The organism is Kiloniella spongiae, assembly GCF_001026905.1.
GTDB classification, from domain to species: Bacteria; Pseudomonadota; Alphaproteobacteria; order Kiloniellales; family Kiloniellaceae; genus Kiloniella; species Kiloniella spongiae.
This window is the reverse complement of record NZ_LAQL01000016.1, coordinates 62,478-81,675: the sequence shown is the minus strand read 5'-3', so window position 1 is coordinate 81,675 and position 19,198 is coordinate 62,478. Positions and strand designations below refer to the sequence as shown.

The window sequence follows — 19,198 nt, the reverse complement described above, 5'->3', positions numbered from 1 at the left end:
AATCTTTTTTAAAAAACTTTGAACCCTTTGGTTTTCCCTTGCGACTGATTTCCAAGCTAATCGCGCTTGGGGGCAATTCAATCACTAAACCCTGAGACATTTTTGAAACATTTGCACATTTTCCATGTGCTAATCAGGGGGTTTATATGACTGAAAATTACAGTGATAGAACGACTGCAGATAATATTCACACCGATACCATTAACCAGTCAGAGATTGTACAAAGTGAATCAGTACAACATGTTCTTGCTGGCCAGGCCTCTCAAAGCCCGATCAGTATTCTCGAGCCCACACGAGGTGAAGTCAGATTAATTACTACCAATCAAGGCGATGTATTTGATCTTCAATTTGATCCAGGTCTTGCCAGTTCAAGCGTTCAGGAAAATGATTTTATTCTTGAGTTTGATACGAATGCTGATGGTACGTCTGATGCCCAACTGGTTTTCAGAAACCTTGTCGCACAGGCAAATAGTGATAATAGCCCAACATTGATTATTGGCGGTATTGAAGTGTCCGCTGACCAGCTTTTATCCAGAGTTGTTGCGTTATCCGAACAAGAAGCAACACTTGAAACTGCTGCTGGTGCCGATAATGATATCTCTGGCGGTGGAAACAGCCTTTATAGTGATAACCTTGGAAACATTATTGATCTGTTGATCGCACAGGGCGTTATTGACCCCACGGAATTATCTTTTGGATTGTTCAGTTCTATTGACGAGAATACGGACCCTGCTCGGGGTTCATTTTCATTAAGCTTTAATACACCCGGGTTTGAGCTGGTTGGGGGATTTGAAGATACCTTGCCAAATCAACATCTGGTTGGTGGTGATGTCGGGTATGATGACAGTCCATTCACACCAGGCGAAACAGAAGCGGCTCCCTTACAGCTGCTCTTCAATTTCGTCCCGCAAGATAATGAAGTTCTTCAATCTGTTTCGATTGACCCCTTTCCAATTGCGGTAAAGCTTTTTGTTGGCGGGTTTTCTCCGGCAAACGAAGTGCCGGGGCCCTTCCCTGTTGTTATTGCACCGGAAGATTTTGATAAGGTATTCCTTTTGCCCCCTGTTGATAGTGATCAGGACTTTTTCGTATCAGGTTCCGCTACGATTGTTGATCCGGATACCAATCAGGCTTCTGTTATTCCATTTGCAGAAGAAGCGATTATTGATGCGGTTGCCGATGTACCAGAACTTATAATCAAAAACCTGCCAGAAGACGATTTTGTTATTAAGAATGAAGAAGATAGCCTGTCACTCCGTTTAGAAGCTTCGTTAAGAGATACAGACGGATCAGAGGCTCTTTCGCTCGAAATATCAGGTGTCCCGGAAGACGCTGAAATTAATCTGCTCGTACAACAGAATGGCTGGGAGCTCGTCCCGGGTGATACTGTTGATGGTTTTATTACCTACACCGTTGTTTATAACGGTAATGGCCCTGCTCCAACATTCATTTCCGGTACTGCAGAGGTGAAATTTAACGATTATACAACTCATAATGCGAGTTCTGGAGATGGTCGTGATGCGGATGGTACAGCCAACAATGATGGTCCGTTGCATATTACAATAAGCGCAATTGCCACCGAACTTGAAACCGATCTCGGAACAGATGAATTAACATTGGAAAACAATGTCGCTGTTGCTAGTGAAACAGTTGTTGTTCATATCCACGAAGACGTTCCGACAGTAGAAAAAACAGTCAAAATCTGGGTTGATGAAACTGAGGGTGATCAAGGCGGCGCAGAAATTCATGTCACGAATAATGTAGCTGGTGTAGCAAGTGCAATTGATGCCGTGGATGCTGCTCTCAATACAGATGGATTGAGTGTTGATCGTGACAATGCTCTGACACAGGGCTTTGTCAAAAGGAACGCAGCAGTAAACCTGTATAGTGACGGAAAAGATGATGAACTGGACCTATCGGATGTAAATCCAGTTAACAATGATGATTTGGGTGGACCGCAAAATAATACGGATGATCAGGAAGGCATAGAGTTTGTTACCTATAATGGTGATCCCGCGGTTAGTAATGGCCCCGCGAACCATATGCATACAACGGGCGGAGATCCCATTTACCTCTATTCTTCCAGCGAAAATCCGAGTGTGGTTTATGGTGTTTTTGGTGATGATGCAGCCAATAGTCTCGATGGGACAACGGTGGCATTCATTGCCTATATAACAAGCGATCTGAATAAGGGTTTGAACGCTGTTGAAGTTTATCTGGAACAGTTTGTTTCACTGGATCATCCCAATCCGTGGATTGATTTTGAACATATTCGTTTGGACCTAGAATTTGTCGTTATTGATGACGAAGGCGATATGAGTGATCCCGGTACTCTTAATCTCTATTTTGCTGACGATGGCCCCTTTGTTGAGGTTGAGAATATTGTCGATGCTGATGGTAATTCTTTTGGTGTTTCGTTCCCGAACATGGACGAAACTTTATACGACGTACCCGGTGATTTGAACGCAATTGATGATAATGTCGTCCCTAACATCTTTTCAGATCCGACAGGTGTTCATCCTATTGGACGTATTTCATCCCTGGAAGATACTGGGATATTAGGGAATCTGTTCAATATTAACGTTGATGTTGGTGCAGATGAAGACGGCGCAACTGTTGAGCATGTCTTTGAGCTGACATTAGATGGTTTAACAGAAGATCTGGTTGGTGAGCCAACCTTGGCCAAAGGTATCGAAACCACGCTTTCTGTTACTCAGGGAACCAGTGGCGCAGATTATGAGGATACCACAATATACCTCTTCCTAGAAAATGGACAGATTGTTGGCCGGTTTGATCAATTTGCCGATCAGGATGATATTCTTGAAGGTATCGCATTCCGCATCTTTGTCGATGATATCAATGATCCTGATAATGCTGATCTAATCTTCGAGCAATACATGGCATTGGATCATCCGGATATAACAGATACTGACGAAGCACTTTCTCTTTTGACAGAAGACGATGTTGAAGTTGCTCTAAAGCTCACCGTGAAAGTAACCGATGGCGACGATGATACGGCAGAAAGCAGCGCATCCATTTTGCTTTTTGATGACAAAACCAGTGCCTTTACAATTGAGGACGATGCGCCGCGTTTTACACCAGTGCAAAATCAAGAACTGATTACAAATGGCAGCTTTGAAACCAATCCTCTGAATGGAAACGGTTGGGGCACATTTGATGCTATTGAGGGATGGAACAATGGATCCGGTAATCAGTTTGAGGTTCAAAAAGGCAACATTGGTGGGATCGCCCCAAAAGAAGGCAACAGCAAAGTTGAACTGGACGGCCATAATGGAGCTGACAGTAACGCGACGTTAGAGCAAACAGTCGATGGTACAAATGTTGGTGAAAACTATGTACTAACCTTCTGGTACGCCCCTCGCCCCAATGATGGCCAGGCAGATAGCAGTAGCTTCAAGGTCCTTTGGGGTGATCAAGAGGTCATTGTCAAAGATTCAACAGATGCCAATAATGGCTGGCAAAAAGTAACGATTGTCGTGGCTGGTACAGGCGAGCCAACCAACCTGACATTTCTTGGTACAGGGCAGGAAAATACGCTTGGTGCCTACATTGATGGTGTCAGTCTGATGGCGGCACATGTGGTTGATGAGGATGATTTACCAAATGGCAGTGACCCGGAAAAAGAAAGTTTGGTTGTTTCTGGTGATTTGAATGTGGATTTTGGTACAGATGAGGCTGGTTTGGTTTATCTTTCGGACGAGCAACTTGCCGATTTACTTCAACTGGGCTTGAAATCCGGTGGCGTTGATATCGACGATTACAGTTTCGATGCTAACACAGGTGTCTTGACTGCCAGCGCGAATGGGGACACCGTCTTTACCGTTGGCTTTAATGCAGAGGAAGGTACTTTCGAGTTTACTTTGATCAAGGCTTTGGATCATGCCGATATCGCGGGTGAAAACATTCTGTCTCTCTCCATTCCCTTTACAGCAACTGATGGTGATGATGACCCTGTCGAAGGTTATATTGATCTGAAAGTTGTTGATGATGTTCCTGTGGCAGTTGACGATGACGATCTTGTGCTGATTCAGGATGGAGAAACGCATTATAATGTTGCGTTTGTTTTGGATGAAAGCGGCAGCGTTGGTCAAGAGCAATGGGATTTGCAAAAAGATGCCGTTAAGAATGCCGCTCAGCAGTATTACGATAATGGTGTGACCAGAATATCAATCTTCACATTCTCTTCAGATGCAGAGTTTGACGGAATTTTTGATAACTATTCAGACTTCGAAAGCTTCATTGATGCGCTTGTTTACGAAGCAGGATCAACTGATTACGTTGACGCCTTGAATGTTATTCAAAGCGATTTCAACATTGACCCCAGCGCGGTCAATCGTATCTATTTCCTAAGTGATGGTGAGCCTTGGGGCGAAAACAATACGCCATCTGATCAAGAGTATGATGACTGGAATGATTATCTCATCACCAACAATATCGATATTGTAGGTGTCGGGATTGGCGATGACCTAGATCACATTAAAAAAGTTGATGTTGGAGAAGACGACGAAGCCCCAATCATCATTAATAATTACGATGACCTCAATGCGGCATTGATTAACAATCAGCAAGATGGAGGTAATGCAAGCGGCAACCTTTTTGCCAATGACTTTATCAGTGCTGATGAACCTCTGATCATTACTGAAGTTGTTTATAATGGTCAGACTTATACAGATAATAATGATGATGGCCCGGAAGATGATCACATCATAACAATTCTAACTGAGAACGATGCAAAGCTAGAGGTCAATACACTAACAGGGGAATATCACTATAATGTCGAAGAATTTATAGAGGCCTTTACGGAAAGCTTTGCTTATACGGTTCAGGATTTTGATGGTGATATATCACAGGCTGTATTGAATATTGATGGTAAAATCTGGATTGCTTCTGATGATAAAATCATTACCAATATTACTGACGAGATCATCATTCCCGATAATGTTCTGTTACAGAACGATGGATTGAAATCAGGTCACGAAATTACCGATGCATATAATGCGATGGGGGGTGATGTTGATCACAATGATCAATCTGAAAGTATTCTGTTCTCTTTGGATGATTCCGGTGATCTGCCTTCTTTCGAGTATGAGGTGTCAGACGGTGAACAGAGTGAAAATGCATCCGTTGAGATCATGGTTCAAGAAGGTTCTGACCTAACGGGATCAAATCAGAATGATATCCTTATTGCTGGTGATGGAGATGATACCCTTGTTGGCAATGCCGGGGATGATATTTTTATCGGTGGATCTGGCAGTGATGTTTTTGTCTTTACGGCAGATGATCTCGGCTTTGATAATACCATCACGGACTTTAATCCAAATGAAGGTGACAGGATTGATCTGACAGACTTATTTGAAAACGCCCCTTTGGGGAATGGATTGGAAAATGATGATCTAGCCGCGCTTTTGAATGACTATCTGGATATCAGTTATGATGGTAACGATACCCTGATCAAAGTCGATCCAGATCAGTTTGGCGAAGGTATGGAAACAACAGCTTCTATTGCGCTGGAAGGAATTGATCTTCTGAATGGTTTTGCAGATAGTCAGGAGTTGGTTAACTCGTTGCTTGATAATGACAACCTGATCGTTCAATAGCCTATATTTGGTACTTTAACACATACAAGTTTTTGTAGGCGTCGTGTTGATTAACACCTAGTGAAAGCTATTTCTGATTTAATCATCAGAAGTAGCTTTCACTCAATTTTTTATAGTTTGCTGCCGAGTATTTTATTTCTTCGAGTTCTGCGGGTTTTAAATCGCGGAATTTTTTTGCAGGTGAACCGGACCAGAGTTCTCCTGTTGGGACAACCTTACCCGGGGTGACCAACGCCCCTGCAGCAACCATGGCGTTTGTCTCGACAATGGCTTTGTCCATGACGACTGATCTCATGCCGATAAAGGCATTGTCTTCGATTTCACAGGCATGTAACAAGGCCATGTGACCGACAGTAACGTCGCTGCCGATGCGGGTTGGAATGCCGCCGCCTGTTTCCCGGTAATCACCACCAGTTCGATCATGATTGACGTGTATGATTGTACCATCCTGTATATTGGTGTTTTCCCCAATAGTAATCGAATTGACATCTCCACGCAGAACGCAATTGTACCATATCGACGTCCCTGCACCTATTTCGACGTCGCCAATGATTACCGCATTTTCTGCTACAAAAGCATCTTTGGAAATTCTTGGAGTTATGCCGCGGTAGGATTTTATAATGCCAGACACGTTATTTTCGCTTTCTGAAGAGTTGTTTGAGCAAAATATTTAGTTAACAAAAACAAAAAAGTGCGGTATATAAAAATTTCTTTGTCTCATCTTTACCATTTTTAAATCATCTGGAAACCATATATAAGATCACGTGATGAAGTTTTTATCTTTGCTGGAGAGCAGAAAATATGCCTAAAGGCACCAAATGTATCGCTATTTTTGCACTTGTTGCCGCTATTGGCATTAGTACTATTTTTGTTTCTACACCAAGTTATGCAAGGTTTAACGAACCACGTTGGTATCAGCAGCAAGTCTGTCTTGCCAAAGCCTATACCAAAGTGAACCAGCTTCAAAAGTCTGCGACCCATAAAGAAAGAGCAAAAAAATCGCGCTCTAAATTAAGTCGCGCCGGTGTTCCTGAATCTCATATTCGTGAATTGGCGAACAGAACTTTGAAAATGCTGCAGTTCGGCATCAATGGTAACAAAGAAGCCCGCGGTCCTCGCCTTTGCCAACAATGGTATCCTGTGGGATAAGGCAAGAGATAACATTCGAAAAAACAAAAGGACGGTTTCCCCGTCCTTTTTTATTACCCAAAGTACTTAGTGAACTTCTAAGACCCTAATCTCTAAAGACCGGCATCTTCTGCCAGACCGAGCATCAAGTTGAGGTTTTGTACCGCTGCGCCTGATGCACCTTTGCCCAGATTATCAAGGCGTGCGATCAAAAGTGCCTGCTCGGAAGCATCGTTGGCAAACACGAAGAGTTCAAGTTCATTACTACCATTTAAAGCATCTGGTCTTAAGAATGCAGCGCGTTCAAGATTGTCTGTAGTATTCAGATCTTTGACCTTAACAAAGCGGCTGCCCTGATAGTGTTCAGCAAGGCTTTCCTGAAGCAAGGTGCCGCTGACGCCACTTTTCATCTGTGCATAATGTAGCGGAATAGATACCAGCATACCCTGGGCATAATGACCGACTGATGGCATGAACAATGGCTTATGTGTCAAGCCATTGTGCTGGGTCATTTCAGGCACATGCTTGTGCTGTAGTGACATGCCATAAGTGCCAAAAGGTTCAACTTCACCACTTTCGTGAACTTCGATCAGGGCCTTGCCGCCACCACTGTAGCCGGAAACACCCTGTACGTTGATCAAGGCATCTTTTGGTACAATGTTGCGTTCAATCAAAGGCCGCAACAAGGCAATGGCACCGGTTGGATAACAACCTGGATTACTCACGCGTTTGGAGTTGGCAACCTTCTCACGATGCCCCTCTGTCATTTCCGGGAAGCCATAAGTCCAGTCCGGATCAACACGATAAGCAGTTGAGGCATCGATAATCCGCACATCCGGATTTTCAACAAGAGACACAGCTTCAATCGCGGCAGCATCCGGCAGACACAAGATAACAAGGTCTGCAGAGTTTAAGAGCTCTTTTCTTGCCGCGGCATCTTTCCGCAATTCAGGCGCAATCGACAGTATTTCAAGGTCTTGCCGGTTTTCCAGGCGTTGACGGACCTGCAGGCCAGTAGTGCCAGCTTCGCCATCAATAAATATTCTTTTGCCTGTCGACATTGGATTAACCTCAAAAAGTAATAATAGGTGATCTATAACTACACATTATTTTTTGTATTTCAATACAGAAACTTGGATATTCGTGCTCAGGAAACAAAGGGTTGGGCAATTCATCACCTTTGTTTCCTTACCTACCTAGGTGTAAAGCTTTCACAGATGCAGATTAAAAGTATCCAATGGGATACTATTTCAGCTCTAACCCTGCTGCGTTGCCGTTTTTACGACCCAAGATCGTTGCAACGACATCGCCGGTTGTCTGTTGCCGTGTTGAGATAAAGAAGTGTCGATCACCCAAGCCATAAACGACAAAACAGTTTTCAGGCTGAGGAATTTCAAATTTGTAGTCAAAGCAAATCAGGTTTGTGCGTATTTGCCATGTGCCTTGAACAAGTTGAGTGAAATCGTAATAGGCGACACGGCCATCACCAGAAACAAACTCTACCCACCGATTTGCGTCAGGGTTTTGTTCTATCTTTGTGTGGTCAACATATCTGCCATACAGGGTGTTTCCAGCAAACGCCCCGACAATATCAGAGCCCATTAACTGCGTTGCCCCTGCGGCGACAAGCTCCTGATCACTGAAGTAGATTTTTGTGTCATCAACAGTGGGTGTTGTGACGCAACTTGCTAAAGAAAAAGAAAGCAGCAACAGGATCGCTTTGTAATTCATTTCCATATTCCTTATTGGCTCATATTCCATAATTTGAGCAAAGAAGCTGTATTTTTAGATGCATATATTAAGCCAATAGTATCTTCAGACTACTTTCAAGACAGCAGGAAGATCTGCTTCAAAGGCTTTTATTTCCGCGCGTAACCATCTACGGAAAATCTTTGCTGATTGTGACGGTTCACGTAATTCAGAGTGCACCAGATAATAACTAAAGGGAGATTGTTTCCAATCTGTCATTGCGGGAACAAGCGTGCCTTCGACAAAATCGTCTGCAATCAGGACAGATCTGCCCAGCATAATCCCCTGCCCTTGTCTTGCGGCCCCAATCAACAGGTGCGTATCGCTAAAGGCAATACTGTCACCTTCCATACCCGTGTTACCTGTTGTCTGGTTTAGCCATCTTTCCAATGAAAGCTTGATCCCTTCTGGACCACCGGAATCTCTTAACAGTGTGTAGTCTGATAGCTTTTTATCCCGTGATATCAAATCAGGGTGACAGGCCGGGCCGATCATCTCGTCCATAAGTTTTTCTTCAACAACACCTTTGTAGCTACCGGGGCCATAGCGAATAGCCAGATCTATATTTTCTCGTGAGAGATCACTGAGATAATCTGATGTCAGAAGTTCCAGCTGTATGTCGGGATACGCATTTCTGAATTTCTTTATTCTGGGAAAAAGCCATTCAGCAGCGAATGACTGCAATGTAGAAATGCGGAGTTTTTTCTTACTTTCCCCTGTAAGGCTTGCCGTTACATCGTCAAGGTTGTCTAATATGACCGTGAGCTGCTTTAGGTATTCTTCTCCCTTCTCTGTCAGGGAAAAGCTGTTGGGGCCGCGATCAAGAAGTTTGATACCTAACCACTGTTCCAATCCCTTAATTTGCTGACTTACCGCAGACGCTGAAACGGATAGCTCATCGGCCGCAAGGGAAACGCTTCCCGTTCTTGCGGCTGCCTCGAAAGATTTCAGCGCGTTCAGTGGTGGCAATTTACGTTGTTTTAGCATTAGAAAAACTTACTCAGCCTAATATCTTCTTGTTTTACAGAAATTATATAGCAACCCATATTGAAAACAACGCCGCATACTGTTCTGTTATCATATAGCAAGCTAAAGCGGGAAAACTTCTATGTATCGTTTATGAAAGTAAGAAAATGGCCTCGGCTTTTCGTTTAAATATTGGCGTCGCCCAAATGTCTTTGGCGATGTTCCTTTCCGGCTTTATCGGCCTGTTTGTTTTTGAATCCGGACAGACGCCTTTTAATGTTGTTTTCTTCAGATGTGTCTTCGGGGCGATCGGGCTTGGTTTATTTTGCTGGTGGAAAGGTTACTTTACCGCAGATGCCCTGAACAAAAAGAATATCACCCTTGCTCTATTGAGCGGTTTTGCCTTGGTTTGTAACTGGATCCTGCTTTTTACATCCTTCAAGCTGTCCCCTATTTCCATCAATACAGCCATTTATCATACACAGCCTTTCTTCCTTGTTCTCTTTGGCGCGTTGTTCTTGGGGGAAGCCTTTAGTTTTCACAAGTTTGCATGGATTATTCTGGCTTTCCTTGGCCTGATCTTTGTTATTGAGCTGGATGCTGATAGTTTTCAGGGCGACACGTCAATGATCGAAGGCGCAGGTTATGCCTTGGGCGCTGCCATTCTTTATACAATGACGACGATTATCACCAAGCGGCTAACCGGGATGCGTCCGCACCTGATTGCCTTTATACAGGTTACCTTGGGCATCGTCATGTTAAGCCCTTTGGTTGATTTCTCAACCGCACCAACGCTTTCTGATACCAAGGTTTGGGGGTATCTACTTGCCCTTGGCCTGATCAATACCTGTTTTATGTACATCATCCTCTATTCCGCGTTTCAGAAGTTACAAACACCTGTTATTGCTGTTTTGTCCTTTATCTACCCTGTCGTTGCCTTGGGCGTGGATTATGTTTTCTATGACCAAAAGCTGAGTGCGCTTCAGTTCACAGGTATTGTGTTTATTTTACTTAGTGCAGCGGCTGTGAATCTGGGCTGGAAAGTCTTTCCGTCACGGGTAAAGATTAAAGAAAGTTGATCCGTGCACATAAAATAGCAAGAGATGTGGTCATACCCTTCTCTCGCTATTTTCTTATTTGGGCTACTTCAAAAAATGATCCTGTTTGGAAAACCAGTCTTTCACAAAATCTATAAACTTCCTGACCTTGATTGGCAGATGTGTTTGATAGGGATAAACAATAAAAATTGGATAAAGCTTGGTTCCATAAGATGGCAAAAGCCGGATCAGGTTTCCTTGGGCGATTTCTTCTTCTGCCAGATAGGACGGAAGTTTACCAATCCCGCCACCGGATAGGATAGCTTTTTTGAGCATGGGAAAGTGATGGGCACTCAACTTCGCTTCTATATGAATGCTGTGGGATCCCTCTTCATCGTGAAACTGCCACAGCGTTGGCTCTAGTTTTCGTGCATTTAACAAACACTGATGCGCCAATAAATCCTGTGGCTTTGTGATGACGGGTTTGTCTTTCAGATACTCTGGTGATGCACAAATATATTCTGTCCAATTGCCAACCTTGATCGGCACCAGATTGTCTTCCATCGTTGTCGTCGCGTGAAAGGCAATGTCGATGTTTTCGGATTGCAGATCTTTGATTTTATTATCCAGTTCAAGCTCAAACCTTACATCTGGATAAAGGGCATTGAACCCGAGGGTGATATCGCTTAAAAAAGCTTCACCGAATGAAATCGGCGCAGATACCCGGATAGAGCCGGAAACGGTTCCCTTTATGGCCTCAAGATCTTTTTGTGCATTTTTCACACTTGCCGTGATTTCTTTGCAGTGGCCGTACCGCTTTTGCCTCTATCGGAAGCTTTGATGCGCCAGGTCAACCTTGTTCTGATAGGACGTGATTACATTGCTTCAGACGGTTCTTTTACCTTGAGTACCGGCATATTGAACCGCGATCCTATTCGTCTGGGAAGTTCGGCGGCTATGGTCAACGGCGCGATCGATAGCTTTGTAAAAGCCGCCGCTATGGAAATGCGCAACAAGGTTCGCATTAATTCAGTGAGTCCAACAGTCATTACAGAAGCATTGGACAGCTATGGTCCCTATTTCAGGGGGTACGCCCACGTGGATGCTGATAAAGCTGCCCTGGCCTATAGCAAGTCCGTCGAAGGAATGCAGACAGGCCAGACTTATATTGTGAATTAAATTGCAGTGAGGTAACGAAAGAAATCCACATGATTTTTAGATTTAAATGTTAGATTTATCGAAAGTGTTATTTTTTAAAAATAGATTTGCAGGAAATGCTACCTTTTAAAGATATTTAGCAATTGTTTCCTGCAAATTTTCTGCTTTTAAATTTCCCTTCACGATGTAACCTTTTACAAAATCGTATAGCTCTTTTATTTCAATGTCTTCTTCTCTTTCAGACGAGGTGTACATGGTGAAAATAGAAGACATATGTTTTTTATTGGTTTGCCTTAATGCCGAATACTTTTTTAGAAACTCTATTCCATTCATGATTGGCATATTAATGTCGAGAAATATAAATATTGGTGGAAAATCATCGGGAAATTTTTGTTTATTAAATTGATATTCAGTTAAGAAGTCCAATGCGCTTTGTCCATTATCTGCTTCAAAAATCTCTGTTGCTATATCGAGTTTTTTCATTAGACGTTTCAGCAAATATCTATCGTCCTCATTATCATCAATAATCATGACCGAGAATTTATTCATTAGCTTCTTTCCATTTCCCTTCTGGTAATTCGATTATAAATTTTGTTCCATTATCTGAGCTTTCAAAGCTAATTTTAGCGTCCATCTTATCGATATGTTTTTTGATAATGTACATGCCAAGACCACTTCCATACGAAATATCTGGGTGAAAGCGTTGGAACATTTCGAATACTCGATTGCTATATTCTTTAGGTATACCTATGCCGTTATCTTCTATGATACATAGCTTTTTGTTCTTTTTATATTCAGTTGATATTTTCACATAACGATATGGTTTATTTTTATTACAATACTTGATTCCATTTGAAATAAGGTTCTCTAGGATTTGTGTGATCCGAACTTTAGACGCATAGATCGGTTTTGTATCATCAAGTTCAGTCTCAATCGTTACATTATTATCAATGTAAATGTTTTTCAGTCTTCCTTCTATCGAATGGATTATTTCTTTAAAATCGACCTTTTCTTCGTTTGTTACCTTTAAATCTGCTTTTGCGAGATTCAATATATCGACAATTAGTCGCTCTAGTTTCTTAACGTGATTGGAAATATGGTTTGCATTTCGTTCGACCTCGTCATAATCGCCTTCCTTGATATCTTCACATATAATATCGGCTAAACCGCGTACTGTTATTAAGGGAGCTTTCAAATCGTGAGAGGTTCTGTAAGAAAACTGCGTCAGCTCATTGTTTGAAGTCTTTAATTCAGAATTTAAAAACTTTAATTCTTTGTTGTATATCCTCAGGCTTTTTTGCTGTCTCTCATTTTCTTGTTTCTTATCAGATAATTGCTTTGTCATTTCAATCAGAGCTGTATCTAGTTTTTCTTCTCCTATTAATAAATTTCTGTCGAGTGAATAATTTCCGCGAGTAATGGATTCTGCAAATTTGATTGTCCGATTAAGTGGTAATATCACTGCGCGAGTTAATACCGCTCCCAATAAAATACTTCCTAGAAAGCTCAGACTTAAAAAAAATAGAGCTGCGTTTGTTAGAATGTTCTCCTGTTCCTCTTCAGCGGCAAAAATACGTTCCATTTGCCATTTTTGAGGATCTGAAATACGTCTGAGTGTTGCAACCAATGTTTGAGCTAACGGAATGCTTTTTTCTTTTAAAAGATCCAGAGCAGCGATCTTTTCATCAGTATGAATTTTTCCTTCTATCTCATCTTGATACTGTCGAAATAAATCTAAATCCTTACTGATACTTTCCAATCTGGCTTGTTGTTCTGTATCTGGCCAGTTCTTCGCATAATTCATCAGTTGCTTATGCATTTTCCCGATAGTTGTCCAAGCTGCTTTTCTTTGACGAACATAATTTTCATCTTGGGTTAATATCCAACCTAACAAACCATTCTTGGACGTATTAATAGCATTGGTTAATCTGACGTTGGCTTCTATCGAAGGGACAAAGATATTTTGAATTTTCCGTGAAGATTCTGTGACCGTATTTACTTGTAACAGTGTAAAAACTGTCATTGCTAAAAAAGTACAGCACACTGCTCCAAAGCTAAGAGTTATTTTCTTTTCTAAGGTGTTCATGAACAATGCTTCTATTGCTTAAGCTGTCACATTCTGTTTTTTTGCGCGTCTTGAAAAAAAGAATGAACCAATCAAGACAATCAACAATAGACTTGGCAAAACAATTTTCCCGACCTGATTTAAAATCATAGTTGTTTGTAATTTAACCAGATCTAAATCGGTATGAACGCACACTGACCATGGTTCCGTACTAATTGGCACCTGATATGTAATATCCTGAGAACCATCCAGTCTTGTCTGTATGCCGCCAAAGGTAACACCTTCAGCAGCAGATTGTGTGTAGGTTTTTGTTTCTAAATCATTAGCTATAGTCCAACCAGTAACATCTTTATTTACGTTTGAAGGTTTTGGATGTGCGATCACCCTATTTTCACCGGCAATAATACAAGCAAAATGCTCGGCATTTTGAGGGGTGTTTTCCAGCATAGTTTGAACTTTGGCTAACACAACCTCAGACGACTCACCTCGTTCCAAATCAATGGAAATCAGTGTTGCAAGACGTTCAGCCTGTTCCTGATTTTTTGCTAGATTAAGGTCAAATACAACTTCATATACTTCCTTTTGAAGGATCGGAACTGCTATGGCTGCAATTATCGCAGTCAAACTAAAGAAAATACTAAATGCCTTAATGAAACTAATATTTTTCATAAAACATCCTTAGTTGCTTTTTAATGAAACAATTTTTTACTTTCAAAACTCTAGAGAGGTACGCTTAAGATTAAGTTAACTCTTTAGCGCGTTGAGTTTAAAAAAATCAATCTTGAGTTGATTGAGTCAAATTATCGAACAGTATGTTTCAATTCGGGCGAATATTTTATGATTCTGATGTTTGCTATATTCCTCGTAACAAGGAGTATTTTAAGCTTATGTCTATTATTATTGCTATGTGTACTTATGCCCTGACTATGTCGATTTCACCGGGGCCAGTGAATGTTATTACCATGACTTCGGGGCTGAACCATGGGATTTACCGAACCATCCCCTTTGTCGCCGGGGCAACGATTGGCTTTACCCTGTTACTCTTTGCAGTTGGTTTGGGGGCGACTGAGCTTATAACGTTATTCCCGCAGGCTATGAATGGAATTGGTTATGTGGGCGCGGCATTTATGCTCTATCTGGCCTATAAGATCGCTTTTTCCACGGGAACAATCTCATTTGAAGAAAAGTCAGAACCCGGGTTTTATCAGGGCATGTTGCTCAACATTTTAAATCCTAAAGCGTGGATTGCCTCTATTTCAGGAGTAACGGCTTTTACGACAAAGGGTGATCCTTCGAGCCTTTTTCTCTTTTGCGGTCTTTATTTTGTGATTTGCTTTATTGGCGTTGGCACCTGGGCCGTTGTTGGAAGACAAGCCAAAATTTTTGTTCAAACAGAAAAGCACCTGCGCCTGTTCAACATCTTTATGGGAACTGGCTTGGCAGCGGTTGCACTCTATTTGCTTTTTGTATAGAGACATTATTTACCAAGGTGTTAGCTGTTGTCTTTCATCCACTAATTTATTAAGTGTTTTTAATCTGATTTCAATCGCTTGAGTTGAAACTTGAAAAAAATCAGAAAGAGCACCTAAAAGCTTATTAAAATCGCTTATATTACAAGGTTGGTCATCTACATAGATATCGCCATGACCTTTATTGCGAATATCGAAAATCGCCCTGAATTCATCTGTTTTTCTTAAAAATGTATTTCTTGGAAGTAAGAGGCAAGAAGCAAACAAATTTGCTTGATATTCTAATTTATCAATATCTGATTTATTTGTGTTTTTAACACCAATAAACAAATCTTGTTTTACGATAGATTCTGAGAGAAGAAATTTGTCGTGCCTTAAATAAAAGTGGCCTATCTCATGACTAATTGTGAATCTTTCACGAGTTATCCTGTCATGAGAATAAATAGTAATCTTTTTATTGGAAAAATCAGCTTTACCTAGTATTTCACTTCCATTATCGCCAAAAAATTGCTGACTGTCCCATTCGAGGCCAATAGATAAATATGAGCATATTTCTTCTAAATTAATCGCTCCTTCTCTGTATTGGACACATTTAAGAAGTTTATTGGCTTTTTGCTCCATTTCCTGATGTGAAATAAATGGAACATCATCACTGTTACACGTTTTTTTATCATCAATTTTGGGGCTTATAATCCAACTTATCAAACTCTGAACAGAACCGTGATATTTTCCATCATAATATGCAGAAAATTTAAGAGATTTTGTGTATTGTTGATTACCGAAAAGTTGTTTTTTTAGATGTTTATCTTGATATAATTGTTTTGATCTTCTTTCCGCAACGATCTCTAGACCATTATTGTTGAATTTAGCAATACCAATATGATAGCTTTCCGCAAGATTTTTTGCTCCTATTTGGAGCTCTGTATTGGTGATTATAATGCCTTTTGTATCATGCATACCAATACGAGATAATTTGTTTGAAAAATCTGTCACATCAGATTCTGGAATTGTTTTTTTTGTGTAATTTTTGCACTCGAATATTAGCTTTGAATGTGGTTCACTTGTTACTTCTCGGCATATTTCTACTACAACATCAAATGTGATGTTGCCTTCTCGTTTCATACAGTAATATTGTTTTTGTTTATAAATTTTACATAGGCTTGGAGCATAGATACCATAGATTAGTTGCCCTTTTTCCTTTTGCTCAAGAAGGTATTCGTATAAGCGATTTTCTAGGACTTTACCTTTTTTTGTTGTATTCATTTTCCACGCAACAATTTATTGTATTCACCATTATAGCGATTAATTTCAGATATATTATATCTTTTGCGTGTGTAGGCTACTAATTATTATCAAAAAAAGCTTGTTTGCGTATTTCTTACTGATTTCATTGAAATCCCATCATAAGTCTCCAGTCTGTAAACTTATTTCAGGATGGAACAAGACCAACAAAAAGGGCCGCCAGAATGGCAGCCCTTTTCGAATTTTTGAACTTCTGTTCTTCGAAGCTTAACGCTTGGAGAACTGGAAGCTACGACGGGCTTTCGCCTTACCGTATTTCTTACGTTCAACAACACGGGCATCACGTGTAAGGAAGCCGCGTGCTTTAAGCGCAGGACGAAGGCCTGGCTCGAAGTAAGTAAGAGCTTTTGAGATGCCGTGACGAACAGCACCAGCTTGGCCAGAAAGACCACCGCCTTTAACTGTGCAAACTACGTCGAACTGACCAGCGCGCTCAACAGTCTCGAAAGGCTGTGCGATCATCATGCGTAGAACTGGACGCGCGAAGTAAACTTCCTGTTCGCGACCGTTTACGGTGATTTTACCAGTACCTGGCTTGATCCATACGCGAGCAATGGCGTCTTTACGCTTACCAGTAGCATAAGCACGACCTTGTGCGTCTAGTTTTGGCTCGGCGACAACTGCGGTTGTATCTTCGACTGCAGGTGCTGCACCGCCAAGATCACTCAAAGAGTTGAGGGTTTCTTCAGCCATTGTTACTGGCTCCTCTTGTTCTTGGTGTTTTTAGAAGCAAAATCCAGAACTTCTGGCTGCTGAGCTTCATGATTGTGGTCAGGACCAACAACAACGCGAAGATTGCGCATTTGCTGACGACCGAGAGGACCTTTAGGAACCATACGTTCGATAGCTTTTTGAACAACACGCTCAGGGAAGCGACCGTCCAGGATCTGACCAGCTGTACGTTCTTTGATACCGCCAGGGTGGCCAGTATGCCAGTAGTACTTTTTGTCAGCCAATTTGTTACCTGTAAGGGCGACTTTCTCGGCATTGATGATGATAACATTATCACCACAATCCATGTGTGGTGTGAATGTTACTTTGTTTTTACCGCGCAGGATATTTGCGACTTCGACAGCCAAGCGACCGAGAACGATGCCTTCAGCATCGATCACGAACCACTTTTTCTCGATATCTGCGGGTTTAGCAGAATAAGTTTTCATTTAACAGAGCCATTGCATACTGTTGTCATAAGGGGCAAGACACACCTTAGTGCTCTTGCGTTGGTGGGTTCTAATACAGTGTAGAACAGCTGTCAAACAAAAATATTCCACTACAAATTTATTTTATCAATAAAAACAATAAGTTAAAATTACGGTAATATAATACCCCATAAATTTGAACTTTTTATCCACAAATAAATTTTTACGGGGAAGAAACAAATCTGTTGTCTGTAAGATCGCTGCGCGTAAAGATGCTGCTTTGTATATTATATTAAATATGGAGCATGTATGACCAAGACATCAGATGTCGTTATTGTCGGTGGAGGCATTATTGGCAGTGCCGCAGCCTTCTTTCTGGCAAGTGATACGACATTTAATGGGAAGATTACCGTCATAGAAAAAGACAGCAGCTATCAAGGATCGTCGACAACCTTGTCCGCCGCGTCAATTCGACAGCAATTTTCAACACCTGAAAATATCAATATATCCCTCTTTGGTATAGATTTCCTGCGGAACCTTTCTGAACACCTGGCATTGGAAAATGAACAACAGCCAACTAATGCGCTGGATATAGGCCTACAGGAAAAGGGATATTTGCTTCTTGCCAGTGATAAGGGGCAGGAAACACTTCGAAATAACAATCTTATACAAAAGGAACTCGGGGCTGACATCTCGCTTCTAACCCCTGCCCTTTTAAAAGAACGTTTCCCCTGGATGAACTGTGATGATGTTGCACTGGGGTCTTTGGGGCTTTCTGGTGAAGGCTGGTTTGATGCCTATAGCCTGTTGCAATTGTTCAGGGCAAAGAATAAGGAACTAGGCGTTATATATAAGGACGGCGAAGTTACAGGATTTGAAAAATCTGGTGGCGAGATTGTCGCTGCTGAATTGAAAACCTCAGAAAGTGCTTCTGTCGAAAAAATCTCTGGCGAACACTTTATTAATGCTGCGGGGCCTATGGCGTCGCGGATTGCCGCTATGGCTGGCATTGATATTCCCATTGAAAGCCGCAAACGATGTGTCTTTGTCTTTAACTGTCGCGAAGAAATAGCTAATAGCCCGCTTGTGGTCGATACCAACGGGGTTTATTTCAGGCCAGAGGGCGAACACTTTATCTGTGGCACCTCTCCGCTGGATGGTCATGACCCCGAGTGTTTTGATTATCACGTGGATTACAGTCTTTTCGACGAACATATCTGGCCCACCCTTGCCAATCGAGTGACCGCTTTTGAATCTATCAAACAGATCAATGCATGGGCTGGACATTACGCATACAACCTGTTGGATCAAAACGTCGTCTTGGGAACACACCCGGATGTTGGCAATTTGTACTTTGCCAACGGCTTCAGTGGGCATGGCCTGCAACAGGCGCCCGCAGTCGGGCGTGCTTTGTCAGAGTTGATTATCTATGGAAAATACAGGAGTCTGGATTTATCAATCTTTGGCATGGAAAGAATTATCAATAAAACGCCTGTTAAAGAACTTAATGTGATCTAGATTTGGAATAATTAAGCTCTTCAAAACGGATAGAGGCTTTAATCTACCT

At 41.7% G+C, this 19,198-nt stretch carries 17 protein-coding genes; 6 read left to right on the top strand and 11 right to left on the bottom strand.

Going from position 1 to position 19,198, the window contains the following annotated elements; genetic code table 11:
* Positions 1-146 precede the first annotated feature (146 nt).
* Positions 147-5,618 carry a DUF5801 repeats-in-toxin domain-containing protein gene (locus WH96_RS18105; protein ID WP_047765638.1) on the top strand — a complete coding sequence of 1,824 codons (5,472 nt, stop codon included), beginning with the start codon at positions 147-149 and terminating at the stop codon, positions 5,616-5,618.
* 85 nt (positions 5,619-5,703) lie between these two features.
* On the opposite strand, the gene WH96_RS18100 is transcribed toward WH96_RS18105, so the two are convergent.
* The gene (locus WH96_RS18100; protein ID WP_082130574.1) at positions 5,704-6,249 is read right to left on the bottom strand and encodes a gamma carbonic anhydrase family protein; all 546 of its coding nucleotides are present in this window, start codon (positions 6,247-6,249) and stop codon (positions 5,704-5,706) included.
* A 170-nt stretch (positions 6,250-6,419) separates the two neighbouring features.
* On the opposite strand from WH96_RS18100, the gene WH96_RS18095 reads away from it, so the two are divergent.
* A complete protein-coding gene (locus tag WH96_RS18095; RefSeq protein ID WP_047765636.1) occupies positions 6,420-6,767 on the top strand; it encodes a hypothetical protein in 348 nt (115 codons plus the stop codon).
* Between the two features lie 92 nt (positions 6,768-6,859).
* Here WH96_RS18095 and argC read toward each other — a convergent pair whose 3' ends face one another.
* The 3 genes from argC to WH96_RS18080 all read right to left on the bottom strand — a co-directional run bounded on the left by argC (position 6,860) and on the right by WH96_RS18080 (position 9,482).
* Complete coding sequence (gene argC, locus WH96_RS18090) at positions 6,860-7,807, bottom strand: N-acetyl-gamma-glutamyl-phosphate reductase (protein WP_047765635.1); 948 nt, start codon at positions 7,805-7,807, stop codon at positions 6,860-6,862.
* A gap of 184 nt (positions 7,808-7,991) precedes the next feature.
* Positions 7,992-8,477, bottom strand: a complete 486-nt coding sequence (locus tag WH96_RS18085) for a hypothetical protein (RefSeq protein ID WP_047765634.1) — start codon at positions 8,475-8,477, stop codon at positions 7,992-7,994.
* A gap of 84 nt (positions 8,478-8,561) precedes the next feature.
* Positions 8,562-9,482: a LysR substrate-binding domain-containing protein gene (locus WH96_RS18080; RefSeq protein ID WP_053006122.1), complete on the bottom strand. Its 921-nt coding sequence runs from the start codon at positions 9,480-9,482 to the stop codon at positions 8,562-8,564.
* Positions 9,483-9,628: 146 nt separating this feature from the next.
* Here WH96_RS18080 and WH96_RS18075 point away from each other — a divergent pair, with 146 nt between their 5' ends.
* Positions 9,629-10,540: a DMT family transporter gene (locus WH96_RS18075; RefSeq protein ID WP_047765633.1), complete on the top strand. Its 912-nt coding sequence runs from the start codon at positions 9,629-9,631 to the stop codon at positions 10,538-10,540.
* A 63-nt stretch (positions 10,541-10,603) separates the two neighbouring features.
* On the opposite strand, the gene WH96_RS18070 is transcribed toward WH96_RS18075, so the two are convergent.
* A complete protein-coding gene (locus WH96_RS18070; protein ID WP_047765632.1) occupies positions 10,604-11,281 on the bottom strand; it encodes a substrate binding domain-containing protein in 678 nt (225 codons plus the stop codon).
* A 21-nt stretch (positions 11,282-11,302) separates the two neighbouring features.
* Here WH96_RS18070 and WH96_RS18065 point away from each other — a divergent pair, with 21 nt between their 5' ends.
* Positions 11,303-11,677: a Rossmann-fold NAD(P)-binding domain-containing protein gene (locus WH96_RS18065; protein WP_204248240.1), complete on the top strand. Its 375-nt coding sequence runs from the start codon at positions 11,303-11,305 to the stop codon at positions 11,675-11,677.
* A 105-nt stretch (positions 11,678-11,782) separates the two neighbouring features.
* On the opposite strand, the gene WH96_RS18060 is transcribed toward WH96_RS18065, so the two are convergent.
* The 3 genes from WH96_RS18060 to WH96_RS18050 are packed head-to-tail and all read right to left on the bottom strand — an operon-like array spanning position 11,783 to position 14,390.
* Positions 11,783-12,205: a response regulator gene (locus tag WH96_RS18060; RefSeq protein ID WP_047765631.1), complete on the bottom strand. Its 423-nt coding sequence runs from the start codon at positions 12,203-12,205 to the stop codon at positions 11,783-11,785.
* Positions 12,198-13,742, bottom strand: coding sequence for a sensor histidine kinase (locus tag WH96_RS21565; RefSeq protein WP_053006121.1), 1,545 nt, complete (start codon positions 13,740-13,742; stop codon positions 12,198-12,200). The genes WH96_RS18060 and WH96_RS21565 overlap by 8 nt, the downstream gene beginning before the upstream one ends.
* 18 nt (positions 13,743-13,760) lie before the next feature.
* Positions 13,761-14,390, bottom strand: a complete 630-nt coding sequence (locus WH96_RS18050) for a PDC sensor domain-containing protein (RefSeq protein WP_047765630.1) — start codon at positions 14,388-14,390, stop codon at positions 13,761-13,763.
* Between the two features lie 218 nt (positions 14,391-14,608).
* Between WH96_RS18050 and WH96_RS18045 the strand changes: the two genes are divergently transcribed.
* Positions 14,609-15,193: a LysE family translocator gene (locus WH96_RS18045; protein ID WP_047765629.1), complete on the top strand. Its 585-nt coding sequence runs from the start codon at positions 14,609-14,611 to the stop codon at positions 15,191-15,193.
* A 9-nt stretch (positions 15,194-15,202) separates the two neighbouring features.
* Here the strand turns inward: WH96_RS18045 and WH96_RS18040 are convergent, their stop codons facing one another.
* The 3 genes from WH96_RS18040 to rplM all read right to left on the bottom strand — a co-directional run bounded on the left by WH96_RS18040 (position 15,203) and on the right by rplM (position 17,652).
* A complete protein-coding gene (locus WH96_RS18040; RefSeq protein WP_047765628.1) occupies positions 15,203-16,453 on the bottom strand; it encodes an ImmA/IrrE family metallo-endopeptidase in 1,251 nt (416 codons plus the stop codon).
* 246 nt (positions 16,454-16,699) lie between these two features.
* Positions 16,700-17,185, bottom strand: coding sequence for a 30S ribosomal protein S9 (gene rpsI, locus WH96_RS18035; protein ID WP_047765627.1), 486 nt, complete (start codon positions 17,183-17,185; stop codon positions 16,700-16,702).
* 2 nt (positions 17,186-17,187) lie between these two features.
* Positions 17,188-17,652 (bottom strand): 50S ribosomal protein L13, encoded by a 465-nt coding sequence (gene rplM, locus WH96_RS18030; protein WP_047765626.1) that lies wholly within the window; start codon positions 17,650-17,652, stop codon positions 17,188-17,190.
* Positions 17,653-17,940: 288 nt separating this feature from the next.
* Between rplM and WH96_RS18025 the strand changes: the two genes are divergently transcribed.
* Positions 17,941-19,149 (top strand): NAD(P)/FAD-dependent oxidoreductase, encoded by a 1,209-nt coding sequence (locus WH96_RS18025; RefSeq protein ID WP_047765625.1) that lies wholly within the window; start codon positions 17,941-17,943, stop codon positions 19,147-19,149.
* The last annotated feature ends 49 nt before the right edge of the window (positions 19,150-19,198 follow it).